The 13,725-nt window shown below is 53.6% G+C and carries 13 protein-coding genes and 1 pseudogene; 9 read left to right on the top strand and 5 right to left on the bottom strand.

What is annotated here, in order from left to right; genetic code table 11:
- Nucleotides 1-67: 67 nt before the first annotated feature.
- Nucleotides 68-1,657: an amidohydrolase gene (locus ACN6NG_RS10375; RefSeq protein WP_474313833.1), complete on the top strand. Its 1,590-nt coding sequence runs from the start codon at nt 68-70 to the stop codon at nt 1,655-1,657.
- Here the strand turns inward: ACN6NG_RS10375 and ACN6NG_RS10370 are convergent.
- Nucleotides 1,651-1,869 (bottom strand): hypothetical protein, encoded by a 219-nt coding sequence (locus tag ACN6NG_RS10370; RefSeq protein ID WP_174369508.1) that lies wholly within the window; start codon nt 1,867-1,869, stop codon nt 1,651-1,653. The two genes, ACN6NG_RS10375 and ACN6NG_RS10370, sit on opposite strands and share 7 nt — an antisense overlap.
- A 176-nt stretch (nt 1,870-2,045) precedes the next feature.
- Here ACN6NG_RS10370 and ACN6NG_RS10365 point away from each other — a divergent pair, with 176 nt between their 5' ends.
- The 3 genes from ACN6NG_RS10365 (at nt 2,046) to ACN6NG_RS10355 (ending at nt 5,244) form a co-directional block, all read left to right on the top strand.
- A complete protein-coding gene (locus tag ACN6NG_RS10365; protein WP_474313831.1) occupies nt 2,046-3,008 on the top strand; it encodes a CobW family GTP-binding protein in 963 nt (320 codons plus the stop codon).
- Between the two features lie 188 nt (nt 3,009-3,196).
- On the top strand, nt 3,197-4,057 hold the full coding sequence (locus tag ACN6NG_RS10360; protein WP_186596341.1) for a transporter: 861 nt from the start codon (nt 3,197-3,199) through the stop codon (nt 4,055-4,057).
- Between the two features lie 80 nt (nt 4,058-4,137).
- On the top strand, nt 4,138-5,244 hold the full coding sequence (locus ACN6NG_RS10355) for an MFS transporter (RefSeq protein ID WP_474313830.1): 1,107 nt from the start codon (nt 4,138-4,140) through the stop codon (nt 5,242-5,244).
- Nucleotides 5,245-5,265: 21 nt separating this feature from the next.
- Here ACN6NG_RS10355 and ACN6NG_RS10350 read toward each other — a convergent pair whose 3' ends face one another.
- The 4 genes and pseudogenes from ACN6NG_RS10350 to hpaA all read right to left on the bottom strand — a co-directional run bounded on the left by ACN6NG_RS10350 (nt 5,266) and on the right by hpaA (nt 9,134).
- Nucleotides 5,266-6,216 (bottom strand): helix-turn-helix domain-containing protein, encoded by a 951-nt coding sequence (locus ACN6NG_RS10350; protein ID WP_474313828.1) that lies wholly within the window; start codon nt 6,214-6,216, stop codon nt 5,266-5,268.
- A gap of 66 nt (nt 6,217-6,282) precedes the next feature.
- Nucleotides 6,283-7,479, bottom strand: coding sequence for a Bcr/CflA family multidrug efflux MFS transporter (locus tag ACN6NG_RS10345; protein ID WP_474313826.1), 1,197 nt, complete (start codon nt 7,477-7,479; stop codon nt 6,283-6,285).
- 87 nt (nt 7,480-7,566) lie between these two features.
- Nucleotides 7,567-7,989, bottom strand: coding sequence for a homoprotocatechuate degradation operon regulator HpaR (gene hpaR / locus ACN6NG_RS10340; RefSeq protein ID WP_474313825.1), 423 nt, complete (start codon nt 7,987-7,989; stop codon nt 7,567-7,569).
- Nucleotides 7,990-8,228: 239 nt separating this feature from the next.
- Nucleotides 8,229-9,134 (bottom strand): annotated as a pseudogene (gene hpaA / locus ACN6NG_RS10335) (4-hydroxyphenylacetate catabolism regulatory protein HpaA).
- Between the two features lie 176 nt (nt 9,135-9,310).
- Between hpaA and ACN6NG_RS10330 the strand changes: the two are divergent.
- The 5 genes from ACN6NG_RS10330 (at nt 9,311) to ACN6NG_RS10310 (ending at nt 13,704) form a co-directional block, all read left to right on the top strand.
- Nucleotides 9,311-9,982 (top strand): fumarylacetoacetate hydrolase family protein, encoded by a 672-nt coding sequence (locus ACN6NG_RS10330; RefSeq protein ID WP_474313824.1) that lies wholly within the window; start codon nt 9,311-9,313, stop codon nt 9,980-9,982.
- A complete protein-coding gene (locus ACN6NG_RS10325) occupies nt 9,979-10,746 on the top strand; it encodes a fumarylacetoacetate hydrolase family protein (RefSeq protein ID WP_474313822.1) in 768 nt (255 codons plus the stop codon). Before ACN6NG_RS10330 ends, ACN6NG_RS10325 begins: the two co-directional genes overlap by 4 nt.
- Nucleotides 10,747-10,751: 5 nt before the next feature.
- Complete coding sequence (gene hpaE / locus ACN6NG_RS10320) at nt 10,752-12,212, top strand: 5-carboxymethyl-2-hydroxymuconate semialdehyde dehydrogenase (protein ID WP_079230505.1); 1,461 nt, start codon at nt 10,752-10,754, stop codon at nt 12,210-12,212.
- A 91-nt stretch (nt 12,213-12,303) separates the two neighbouring features.
- Nucleotides 12,304-13,227: a 3,4-dihydroxyphenylacetate 2,3-dioxygenase gene (gene hpaD / locus ACN6NG_RS10315; RefSeq protein ID WP_474313820.1), complete on the top strand. Its 924-nt coding sequence runs from the start codon at nt 12,304-12,306 to the stop codon at nt 13,225-13,227.
- 66 nt (nt 13,228-13,293) lie between these two features.
- Entirely contained in the window at nt 13,294-13,704 is a 411-nt protein-coding gene (locus ACN6NG_RS10310) for a 5-carboxymethyl-2-hydroxymuconate isomerase (protein WP_474313819.1), read from the top strand.
- The last annotated feature ends 21 nt before the right edge of the window (nt 13,705-13,725 follow it).

The raw sequence follows: 13,725 nt of genomic DNA, 5'->3' as shown, positions 1-13,725 counted from the left end.
TCGCACAAGGCACGGGCGTTTCCTCTAATAGCCCTTATAAAAAACATGTGCGAATAAAGGTCATTCCATGAACAAAAAAACAATATATACAAATGGCAAAATTTTTACCGGAAACTCTACCCAACCTTGGGCAGACACACTGATCATTGAGGAAGGTAAGCTTGCTGCTGTCGGCTATGCGACAGACTTGGCGGAAATGATGGAGGGCTACCCCGCAATCGATCTCAAGCAAAGAATGATTATGCCTGGGATTCACGACGCTCACATTCACTTACTGCTTAGCGGCCTAAAGTTTGGGTTTGAGTGCCGTATCCGACCAAATGCTAACAGCAAGCAACTTATTGAAGATATCTGCAACTGCCGCAAATGTAAAAGCGGCGCGCTTAGCAGCTGGATCATTGCTGGTGAATACAATCCCTTCGAAATAGAGAAAGGTCAACTCGACAGAAAACTGCTGGATGAACATTTCCCCGATACGCCAGTTTTTATATCCGACTACACCATCCACAACGCATTGGTGAATTCCAAGGCGCTGGAACTAGCCGGTTTGAATAGCGACGTTTCGGACCCCCATGGCGGCCAGTTCGTCAGACGCGAAGGAAGTGACGAACTCACTGGAGAACTCGTAGAGCGGGCACGGTGGGCCGTAAGTGCCGCTATACCCGAATATTCATCGGACATCTACGAGGATGCTATGCGCTGGTCAGTGAGCATGGCACATCGCTACGGCATCACTTCAGTCCCGGAAGCCTCTGCGTCACTGCCTGAGCTGAAAGCGCTGAAGGCGCTGGACGCAAGCGATGAACTCAACCTTCATGTTGCAGCACACCTGGTATGGCAGGAAGTGACCTTCTCCGGCGGCGCCTCTCTTGATCAACAGGACGATTTGATATCGAGGCATAAGGAGCACTTGACGCAGCATGTCGACACACGATTTGTGAAGTGCTGGTTGGATGGAGCCCCGCTTCCCCCACATTTCACTGAGTCGCGAATAGACAGCGAAAACAAGGTCGATTTGTCGAAAATCGTGATCAGTGAAGATGATCTGACTGCTGCCCTGATCAAGCTAGACCGAGACGGTTTAACGTTGAAGATGCATTGCGCAGGAGAGGGAGCCGCTCGCGTTGCGCTCAATGCCGTAGAACGCATGCGTGAACAAAACGGAAATCAGGGGCCGTTCCACGAAATTGCGCATGCAGGCTTCATTCATGTGAACGACAGGGGTCGACTGGCTGCGTTGCGGGTTGTTGCTGAAATGTCACCAGCGCTGTGGCACAACACCTCCCCGGAATTCAAATCCCTCAGCACCGGCTTCAAGTTTAACACGATGCACAGACTGGGAACTCAAGTAACGGTAGGATCGGATTGGATAATTACTGAAAACCCTAATCTATTCCCTGCCCTCCAAGGAATGTTGCTACGTGGCGAAGAAAGTGTGGATTTGGATACTGCGCTATTCATGATGACACTGGCAGGAGCGAAAGCTGTTGGCAAACAAGATCAATTTGGCTCGCTAGAAGCAGGGAAATCTGCTGACTTTATTGTGCTAGATCGCAATCTCTTCGAGATCGAAAAAAATGAAGTTGGCGACACTCAGGTGCTGCTCACCGTTTTCGAAGGTAAAGCCGTTTACTCGGCCGATGCAGGCTTTCAATGAAAATTAAAAATTCGGTCCCACTGGGAGTCATTGAAAAATACAACCGGCATTGCACGCACTTTAATTCCGGCAAGGTCGATGAGCTTCTTGCGGACTTTTTTACGGCCGATGCCTTCTGGAGCGGCGCCGGACTTCCGGAACGGCGCGGTCACGAACAACTCCGGGAGATGTTCACTGAAGTTATCACCGCACAGACGGTCGCTCATAGTCATGGCGAAAGTGCCTTCAGCGAGACCACTGGATGGGACTGCCGAAACTGGCATGTCACCCCCATGGACAGCATCGCTCAACCATGGACATTTAGGGCGCTGTTTTACTGGACGTGTATAGGTGAACAGTGGCTGTGCGAAGCCGTCATGTGCTACCCCTTGGAGGCATGAGGTTTACAATGATCAATTCATCCATCCCGATTGTCGTTGTCACCGGTTTTCTGGGCGCCGGAAAAACCACTTTTCTACGCTCCTTAATCGAAGCTGGTGAACTCAGAAAAACTTTGTTCATCGTTAATGAAATTGGCGAAGTAGGTCTCGATCAGCAGCTACTCCAAGCATCTGGGGCTAAAGACCCCATACTACTATCAGGTGGTTGCTTGTGCTGCGAAATGAAAAATGACCTCGGCTACACACTGAGAGACTTGTACCTAAAATGGCCTGATAAAGCCAACCCACCCATTGACAAGATAGTGATTGAAACATCCGGCCTTGCAAGCCCTGCTTCCGTCATCCTTCAACTGGCTCAAGACCACTGGTTAAGGGACCGTTTCCGACTATCACAAATTATAGGGGTAATTGACAGCGAATTCGGCCTAGAGACACTGACAACCAATGAACTTGCCTTAGATCAGGTCATCTATTCTGATACTGTATTTCTGAGCAAACAAGACAAAGTCAACGCAGAACAATCCGCGCATCTTACCGAGTGCATTCTAAGAATAAACCCACGCATCAAGATCAAAGGAGTTAATGGCAAGGATATCAAATCAGCAGATTATTACTTTATGTCACCCGTTCGGAATGACACCATTCGACAAGTCAGCAAGCCGTCAGTCGATCATCTTCTGAAATATAGCACTACCAATATTTTAATGCCAGACGCCATGCCCTGGAGGTCTCTCGCCAGCGCATTGGATGAGTTGAGCCAGACCTACCAAAATGATCTATTGCGTGTGAAAGGTGTGGTTTACATCAAGGAGCTGACCACCCCATTTGTTATACATGGTGTGCGCGGTATATTTATGCAACCGGAGGTACTTGTGATGAATGATCATACTCATGCGAGTCTGACCTTGATCAGCGCTGGAACCCATGCAAACGTCATCGCTGAACACCTAAGCCGACAATTGCTCGCTTAAGCTCTAACACCCACGGCGAGTGCACGCCGCTTCAAAAGCGAGCTTTAACTTATAAAAAGAATACTGATATGACTCCGACTGCGATAGATCTTTTCTAATCGCATAGTTCTGTCAGCGTTAGCGTCACCCCAACTTATCACGCAGACTTGCGTGCAAGCCTAAATCAATTACAAACAAAGGCTAAGATAATGCGCAACCTCATCACCTGTTTTATTGCAATAATTGCATCTTTCAACACGTTTGCAGCCGACATGAATGCCAGAGATTTCATAGCGGCGCCTGATGGAACTGTATTAAGCGCCTACTATCTATCCTATTCGCACTCGACAAATTTTCGAGGTGATGGCGACACCTATAAAAATGCCAAGGCTACAGTCACGGCCTTCGCTTTCCGACAGGTTCTGTATACAGACCTATGCGGAGTCATCTGCACGCCACAGTTTGTCATTCCTTACGTCGACATTGACAGCCGATCGCCAGGTCAAATGGGAAGCGGGTCTGGAAGTGGGGTGGGCGACCCTCAAATTGGCGGCACACTATTCTTGATCAATAACCCAAATACCCAGACCTACAGCGGCTTCATGACGTTGCTGACGGTACCTGTTGGCGAGTACCACTCACAAAGTCCAGATGTCTCCCCCGGAGGAAACAGATGGGTGCTTGATCTTCTATACAACTTCACACAGGGCCTTGGCGAGCGCTGGGTCGTAGAAGCCGACTTAGAGGCATTGCTATTTGGAAAAAACAACGATTACTACGGCGAATCACTGGAGCAAAAACCAGTGTTCCGACTCCAGACCTTTCTTTCCTATGCATTTACCGACAACACCTATGGCGCACTTCGGTTTATTCAAGGACAAGGCGGAGAGGCTCGGTTCGATGGTGCAACCCTTTCCGATACTGAGCAGAAGTACACCCAACTGGGCGTAGAGATTGGACACAAGCTTGATCAAAAAAACCAGTTCATGCTCGCGTTAACCAAAGACTTGGACTCAAGCAACACATTCCAGGGCGCCCAAGCACTGCTTCGTTTCGTCCATGTATACTGAGCTGAGCGAATATCATAATGACTATAAACAGCACAACCAGGCAGCATGCAGACTCTGAGATTTCTTCAGTAAATCTTCGCTTGACTGCGATTATCGTACTGGCTTCTTTTCTTCCCCTTGTCATGATGACAGCGCCGGCCTTCACTGCTCAGTTTTCCAGACAACTCGAATTGAATCCTGCGCAGATCGGCAGCTTGTTCATGGCGGAACTGGGTGCGATGAGTCTTGCCACCCTACCGGCACTTTTCTGGATCAAGCGCGTAAACCTTCGTACTGCGGCGGTTGTTTCAAGCTTGATATTTTTGACTGGAAACCTGTTATCTGCCACTGAGCCTGGCTACAGCTACCTGCTGCCTCTACGCTTCTTTACGGCGCTCGGAGGAGGTTCACTCATGATCATTTGCATGAGTACCGCCGCAACGCTCCCCAACCCCGCTAAGGCTTATGGGCTCTGGGTTCTCGGGCAACTGCTCGTGGGCGCGATAGGCATCCAGGTATTGCCAGGTTTATTCGATCGATTTGGGTTGGCTGTTGGATACCTTCTGATGGCATCCCTGATGGTAGCTACGTTGACGCTGACCAAAGCATTCCCAAGAGCGTTATCTCCGGTCCATACAACAACCCAATCCCTAGCCCACAAAGGGAGTGTCATCCTAGGACTGCTTGCAGTTTTCGTGTTTGACTTGAGCATAAGCGGCGTCTGGACATTCATTGGAAGCATCGCCGCCGCCAGCGATATCTCCATCCAAAGCAGCAGCTCCATCCTCGCGGTAGCTACGCTTATGGGGGTTGCAGGTGCCGGAGTTGCTTCGCTGACAGGCAGCCGCCCTTCAAGGATGCCTATGACGGTAGCGGGCTATGCTGCCCTTGTCACCTCTGTGCTGCTACTGCTCGATAAGCCTGACCTGTTGCGCTTCGCCTTTGCGGCCTTGGCATTCAAGTTCACCTGGACCTTCGTTCTTCCTCTGGTGATGGCTTGCATTGCGGACCTCGACCCTTCCGGCCGCTTGATGAATATTACCAATCTGGTCGTGGGCGGCGGTTTGGCACTGGGCCCTGCTTTAGCCGGCCAACTGATCCAGTCACAGGGCAGCTACACACTCACCCTCCTTGGCTCAGCTGCTCTGTGCTCAGTCTCGTTGGCGCTGGTGCTTTTGAGCCGAGCGTCGCGATCAGTCTCAACGTGACAACCTGAAGCGAAAGCCACCTCAGTAAAGCGCCAAGGGTCCACCTTGGCGCCACTCCTTGGCAGGCATGCCAAAACGCTGGCGGAACTCTCTGGAGAAGTGCGTATTGCTATTGAAACCACAGTGATACGCCACTTCACTAATCGTGAAATGCCTGAATGCTGGTTCCCGCAACATTTTCCTGCTTAGGTCCAAACGCCGCTCCCTGATGTAATTCGCAGGGGAGCTGTCGATTTGCTTCATGACGGTATACAAATGTCGACAGCTCACACCTAACACCAAGGCGATTAGCTCAGGTGTCAGCTCAGGATCTCGCAGCCGGCTGTCGATTTCTCGGACCGCTGAGGCCAGAAGCATAGAGTTAGAGACCGAAGCCTGTTTATTTCCAGTTGACAGATATGACGTAAAAGCTGTCTGGCAAGTCGCCAGCAGCATTTCTGCAAGGAAATCGCTATCCAGCTCTTGAGAAGATGGTCCATTAGTAAAAATCGATTCCATCAACTCATGAATGATTCGACTGCTCCCAGAGTCTGGTAGCGCCCTACCAGACATCATTTTTGCACAGGGGAAGCGCCGATCAAATTTTGATCTGGGGATTATCAGCGAGGTAAAGGTTGCTGACTTCTGGCAGAAAAAGTCATATTCGAACGCAGTATCGAGGAAAAAAATCTCACCATCTTTCAGGTCGATCGCTCGGCTATTGACATTAAGACTTGCCTTGCCGGAGGTCTTAACCGTCACCGCATAGGGTGCTGTACCGGTATGGTCAGCCTGATGCCGGATCAAGTGAGGCGAGACTTCAGACCGAGTCAGCTTCAAGGCACCTATGGATTGAGTACTGAACTGCCCCTTAAAGCGTCGATTATCATCGAGCGTATGTAGCTCTACTTTCCAAAGCAAACCTTGCATCGTGGAGTGGATTGCGGGCAGTTCTTTCTCGGCAAAACAGGATTCCAACGTCAGCCTTTCCATACTCCCCTCCTGAGCCAGGCGGCAATTCGGCACCGCCTGGCGATGCTCATCTACGAAGCTGACTCATCAAGCTTGTGCCAATGAACGTGTAGACCGAAACCTAATCCCCAGATAGCTCAACGCAGACCCTATACCCGCAGCAGCGATGACCATGCACATCGGTCGTGGTGAGTCATGAGCCAGGCCTCCAACCCAGGCACTGAATGCGGCACCCAGTGCGAATTGGGTCGCGACCGCCAGCCCTGCCGCGGCTCCCGCGTTTTCAGGAAAGCGTTTAAGCAAACTGGCAACACAATTCGCCCCCATCAGCCCTGTGACACTGACATGCAGAATTACAAAGCCAACAATACTCCAGAGACTCATCGATTCGCTGCTGCTTAACACGATCAGGCCCACCGCGGAGACTCCTGCAAACGTCGCCCCGACGCCCAGCATACGTATAGCGCCGAGTCGACTGACCAGGCGGGCATTGGCCACGGTCATGATAATGACGCCACCAATATTCAAAGCGAACAACCAACCGTAGCCATGGGGTGAGACGCCAAAATATCCGATATAAACGTAAGGCGACGCAGTAATGAAGGCAAACATCCCACCAAATGAAAGACCCATGCACAAAATGTAAGCGATCGCAGTCGGGTCGGTAGCGATGCGCCAGTAACCCAGCAACGCTGCTGCGACAGACTGGCTCCGTTTATCGGGGTAATGCGTCTCGGAAATGCTGAAAATACAGGCGAGCAGACAAACGGCTGCAAACACAAACAGCCCCACAAAAATTACACGCCATCCATCAATGAGCATCAGAAAACTGCCTGCAAGTGGAGCCACGAGCGTCGCTAGCATGGTGACCAGATGCATGAGGGATAGGGTTTTGGCGGCGTCGCCGAGGGAGAACAGGTCTCTGACGATAGCACGTGCCAGCACGGACGCTGCGGCCCCGCCGAGCGCCTGAAAGAAGCGCCAGACGATAAGTTGCTCTACAGAACTCGCCAGCATGCAGCCTACCGAAGCAACCAGATACAGAGCCATCCCTCCAAGCAGCAATGGCTTTCGCCCGTAACGATCCGAAAGCGGGCCGTAGAAGAGCATGCCAATGCAAAGCCCTGCCAAGAAGACACCGATGGTCATCTGCACGCTCGCAGCGCTAGCGTTCAAATCGTCTGCTATGGAGGGCAAGCTAGGCAGGTACGTGTCAATAGATAGCGGTGCAAACGCCACTAGGGCAGCCAGCAAAATGATCAGGCGTCGCGGGTTGTCCAGCATATGTGCTCCACAGCGATTTCAAAGGGCGAAAAAACGATAACATCTTAACGTTATGTCGCGCACCTTCTCTCTGCAAGCACATTGTTCCTAAGGCTCTATCTTCTTCAAGTCGTTCAACAAGGCAATGAGCTGGTCCATTTTTTCCTGGCCAAATTGGGCATGGATCTTCTGGTAGTTTCTCTCCATGTCTCCACTCATGGCAGCAAAAAGAGTCTGCCCCCGCTCAGTGAGACTGACGAAAACCCTCCGCTGATCCTGCTGTGATTTTTGACGCAGAACGACACCATCACGCTCCAGTCGGCTGAGCACACCGGTCATGCTGGGTTTCAGAATGCACGCCTGGTGTGCCAACTGATGGCTTTCAAGTTCACCCTGCTGGCTAAGAATACGAATGACCCGCCATTGCTGTTCAGTGAGGTCATGTTCATTCAGAGAAGGCCTGAAAAATGCCATTGCGGCCTCTCTTGCTTGCAGGAGAGTCAGAGTGAGAGAAGGTCTAGGTTTAGCCATGATCAAACCACGTCAAATGAGCGAAACGGCAGCTTATTAGTATGCCTGTATAGGTGCAAGAAAGGCCAAGCTCTGTCGCATCACCATTAAAGCCTTGGGATGCATCGCAGAGGTTGCTTGAGCCAATCCTATGAAAAGTACAATTTCTCCCACGAAAACCTCATTCTCCAGGGAGGGGTTAACTGCGACCATCTGGGTACAACAATCAAGATGACCGGAGCGCTTGAGCCGTGTCCAGATCAGCTCAGTCCAGAATGTCGTTGCCGGTAATCTCCCGGCGTGAGGTTAGCGTACCGTTGGAAAAACCGGCTGAAGTAGGCCGGGTCTTTGAAACCCAGCTGGTAACAGACCTCATTCGCGGAGCTGCCACTGAAAAGCAGCAGCCTTTTGGCTTCCTGCATGAGCCGCTCTTGGATGAGTCGCTTCGATGGAAGGTCTGCGATTCGACGACATACATCGTTCAGCCTTGGCTCTGTGACTCCAATACCAGCTGCATACCTAGAAAGCGGCCAATGCTCACGGTAATGAGCTTCAATCAGCTCATTGAATCGGTGAAAAATCTTGAGATCCTCCCGTCGTGCCGGCGTCGCCTTCACAGAGTTGGAGCACAGCCTAAGCAGGCTGATCATGATCAATCTCGTCAGATTTTCCAAAGCCGCACCTCGGCCTGGTCGTTGATCAGCGATTTCATTACTCAGCTCTTCGAACATCAGCTCAACACGCCTCGCTTCAGCCGCATAAGCCGACGAAAGGCCGGTCAGCGCAACACATGCCGGCGCCACCTGGAGACCAGAAGACACGAGGCTGCCATCTGCCTCAATCAGCTGCCATACCAGTTGCTGGCGAACCGTCAACACGTGCCCGTCGCTGTCCTGCTCAGTGACGAAGGAATGCGCGACCGTCGGGGGCGTAAGGAAGAACATCGGGCCGGACTCGATGTACTGCTAATCATCGAGATACACACGGACGGTACCCGTTTTCACGTAGTGAACCTGGAAGAACCGATCATGCCGATGGACAGGCATGTTCCTGCCAAAAAATCCGGCGAGATTGCCCAGTCGGTCGTAGTGAACCTCGCTATCGCTGTAGCGTTGGTCGTACACCTGGCCGATGTTGATATTCGGGATTGGCTGGCGATCAGTCATCGATTCCTACTCGTTTTTCTTGTCGTTGCAATTGGCCGCTACGCCCATGGTGCACCTGTGTCAGAGGAAGCGCTATGGCATGAATGCTTGACGGTCGTTAACATCTTAAATATAACGTTAACACATTAACGAGTTTTGTAGGGCTCTCGCTGCCCTACCCCTGCCAGGAGAGAAGCATGAGCCTTGCCCTGCATGACGCTGCAACCGGCACCTTGTTCGGCGTTGCGCTGAACTACACCGGCCTGCTGAAACAACGTCTCGCCGAGTTTGAGCAGCCGCCTTACAAACAAGCCCCGGTCAAGCCGGTGCTGTTTATCAAAACGCCTAATACTCGTAACGCTCATGGCGCCGAAGTGGTTCAGCCCACTGGCGAGCGCTTGCAACCAGGCCCAGCGCTAGGCGTCGTTATCGGCAAGGACGCCAGCCGAGTGAGTGCCGCTGAGGCGCTGAACTATGTGGCCGGTTACACCATCGTCAACGAATACAGCCTGCCTGAAGACAGCTACTACCGCCCGGCTGTGAAGGCCAAATGCCGCGACGGCTTCTGCGCCATTGGCCCGGAACTGGTGCCGGTTGCGAGCATTGCAGACCCACACCAACTCACAATCAAGCTCTATGTGAACGGTAAGGTTGTGCAAGAGAACACCACTGCCAATCTGGTACGTGGCATCCCGCAACTGATCGCTGAACTGAGCGAGTTCATGACCTTGCACGAAGGGGATGTGCTGATCACCGGTACGCCTGAAGGGCGCGTCGACGTTCAGCCTGGAGACTTTGTAGAAGTCGAAATAAACGGCCTCGGCCGTCTGGCTAACAACATCGTGGCTGAATCAGAGGACCAAGCATGAAACACGCTCGTATCCGTTATGAGGGCAGCGTTCATGCTGTCACCGTTGAGGCCAACAATGCGGTTCGCCTTAGTGACGGTCGTCTAGTTGCTCAAGAAAATGTTGAGTGGCTTCCGCCAGCCAACGGCAGCATGTTCGCCCTGGGCCTGAACTACGCCGACCACGCCCGCGAACTCGCTTTCGCCCCGCCTACCGAACCGCTGGCGTTCATCAAGTCTCCGGGCACCTACACCGGCCACGACCAGATCACCTGGCGCCCGGATAACGTCGAGTACATGCACTACGAGTGTGAACTTGTCGCGGTCATCGGCAAACCGGCCAAGAACGTCAAGCGCGAAAACGCCCTGGACTACGTCGCCGGCTACACCGTTTGCAACGACTATGCCATCCGCGATTACCTGGAAAACTACTACCGCCCCAACCTGCGGGTGAAGAACCGCGACGCCACCACCCCGGTCGGCCCGTGGATCGTCGACGCCGCCGATGTGCCGGATGTAAGCAACTTGAAGCTGCGCACTTGGATCAACGGTGAGCTGAAGCAGGAAGGCACTACCGCGGACATGATCTTCGACATCCCGCACCTGATCGAATACTTCTCCAGCTTCATGACCCTGCAACCGGGCGACATGATCGCCACCGGTACGCCGGAAGGCCTGGCAGACGTAGTGCCGGGCGATGAAGTGGTGGTGGAAGTCGAAGGCGTTGGACGCCTGGTCAACCGTATCGTCAGCGAAGCTGATTTCTTCAAGAACAACAAGGCATGAGCAGCATGATCAAGCATTGGATTAACGGCCGTGAGGTCGAAAGCAAAGACACCTTCGTCAACTACAACCCCGCTACCGGTGAGGCCATCTGCGAAGTCGCCAGCGGCGGTGCCGAGGAAGTGGCTCAGGCTGTGGCCGCGGCGAAGGAAGCGTTCCCTAAGTGGGCCAACACCCCCGCTAAGGAACGTGCCCGCCTGATGCGCAAGCTCGGTGAGCTGATCGACCAGAACGTACCGAAACTGGCCGAGCTGGAAACCCTCGACACCGGCCTGCCGATCCACCAGACCAAGAACGTGCTGATCCCGCGTGCCTCGCACAACTTCGACTTCTTTGCTGAAGTGTGCACACGCATGGACGGCCACACCTACCCAGTCGACGACCAGATGCTCAACTACACCCTGTACCAGCCAGTGGGTGTGTGCGGCCTGGTGAGCCCGTGGAACGTACCGTTCATGACGGCTACCTGGAAGACTGCGCCTTGCCTGGCCCTGGGTAACACCGCAGTATTGAAGATGAGCGAGTTGTCGCCGCTGACCGCCAATGAACTGGGCCGTCTGGCTGTTGAAGCTGGCATCCCCAACGGCGTGCTGAACGTAATCCAGGGTTACGGCGCTACCGCAGGCGATGCACTGGTGCGCCACCCTGATGTGCGCGCCATTTCCTTCACCGGCGGTACCGCCACCGGCAAGAAGATCATGCAAACCGCCGGTCTGAAGAAGTACTCGATGGAGCTTGGCGGCAAGTCCCCAGTGGTAATTTTTGAAGATGCCGATCTTGATCGTGCGCTGGATGCTGCACTGTTCACCATCTTCTCGCTGAACGGCGAACGTTGCACCGCTGGCAGCCGGATCTTCATTCAAGAGACGGTCTACAAACAGTTTGTCGCCGAATTCGCTGCTCGCGCCAAGCGTCTGAAAGTGGGTGATCCGACTGATCCGCAAACCCAAGTCGGCTCCATGATTACCCAAGCTCACTACGACAAAGTCACCGGGTATATCCGCATTGGTATCGAGGAAGGCGCCACCCTGCTTGCCGGCGGCCTGGAGCGCCCGGCCAACCTGCCGGCTCACCTTGCGAAGGGCCAGTTCATTCAGCCGACAGTCTTCGCTGATGTGAACAACAAGATGCGCATTGCCCAGGAAGAGATCTTCGGCCCGGTGGTGTGCCTGATCCCGTTCAAGGACGAAGCCGAAGCACTTCAACTGGCCAATGACACCGAGTACGGCCTGGCCTCGTACATCTGGACCCAGGACATCGGCAAGGCCCACCGCCTGGCGCGTGGTATCGAAGCTGGCATGGTCTTCATCAACAGCCAGAACGTGCGCGACCTGCGCCAGCCGTTCGGTGGTGTGAAAGGTTCCGGTACCGGGCGTGAAGGCGGGCAGTACAGCTTTGAGGTCTTTGCAGAGATCAAGAACGTGTGCATTTCCATGGGTAGCCACCACATCCCGCGCTGGGGTGTGTGACTTTTAACCCAACGCGCCGGGTGGGCCAATGTTCTGACGACAGCCTGTTCCACCCGGCGCCGCGGGGTCTACAACAATAAGGAGTCTGATCATGGGTAAAGTGGCCCTAGCAGCAAAGATCACTCACGTGCCCAGCATGTACCTGTCGGAAATGCCTGGCCCTCGCCAAGGCTTTCGTCAGGCCGCGATCGACGGACATTACGAGATCAGCCGCCGTTGCCGTGAGCTGGGTGTGGATACCATTGTGGTCTTCGACACCCACTGGCTAGTCAATGCCAACTACCACATCCTTTGTGGCGAGCATTACAAGGGGGTTTACACCTCCAATGAGCTGCCTCACTTCATCAGCAACATGGAGTACGAGTTCCCTGGGAACAAGGAGCTTGGCCTCATCCTCGCTGACGAGTGCAATCGGTTTGGCGTCGAGACCATGGCTCACCATGCGACGACTTTGGGCCCTGAGTACGGGACCTTGGTGCCGATGAGGTACATGAACCAGGATCAGCATTTCAAGGTGATCTCGGTTTCGGCTTTGTGTACCTCGCACTATCTTGCCGACAGCGCACGTCTTGGATGGGCCATGCGCAAGGCTGTGGAAGAGCACTACGACGGCACCGTCGCATTTCTTGCGAGCGGATCCCTGTCACACCGCTTTGCACAGAACGGCCAAGCGCCAGACTTCGCGACCAAGGTCTGGAGTCCGTTCCTGGAAACCCTCGACCACCGCGTCGTGAAGATGTGGGAAAACGGGGAGTGGGACGAGTTCTGCGGCATGCTTCCGGAGTATGCCACCAAGGGCCACGGCGAAGGCATGATGCACGATACCGCAATGCTTATGGGCGTTCTGGGTTGGTCCAAATATGACGGAAAAGCTGAGGTAGTAACACCTTACTTCGGCTCCTCGGGCACAGGCCAAATCAATGCGATCTTCCCCGTCACTCCACAAGACGGATCCAGTGTTCCACCGGCCCAAGCTGCGAATCCTGCCGCAGTAGTGTCGACCAGCCGTTTGTAAAACGCCTTATATCCAGTGGAGCTGCTCTCCCCCAGGAGCGGCTTTCACAAACGGAGGAAGATTGTAATGCCACACCTCGTACTGCTTTACACACCTGAGATCGAAGCAGAGGTCAACGTTTCGGATGTATGCCGCGCGATGGCAGACGCCATGCTGCAACAACGGGATGAAACAGGAAAGCCGGTGTTTCCAACTGGCGGCACTCGGGTACTAGCCTATCCCTCAGCCCACAGCGCAGTCGCCGATGGCAAAGGAGATTACGGGTTCATTTATGCGAATCTCCGGATGGGCTCGGGAAGAAGCTCGGCCGTTCATAAATCTGTTGGTGACAGCCTCTTGGCTGTTCTGCGGAAGCATTTAGACGAAGTCACTCGCAAGCGTCCTGTGGGAATCACTTTGCAAATCGATGAGAGCCCTGGCCAGGTGTACGACGGGAAGCACAGCAGCTTGCACCCGCTATTCAATAAGCAGGTCTAACAAACAGCATCCGCCCCGCAC

The organism is Pseudomonas sp. TSO6 (assembly GCF_056098905.1).
The sequence above is the reverse complement of the archived record's forward strand: the minus strand, read 5'-3'. Positions and strand labels throughout refer to the sequence as shown.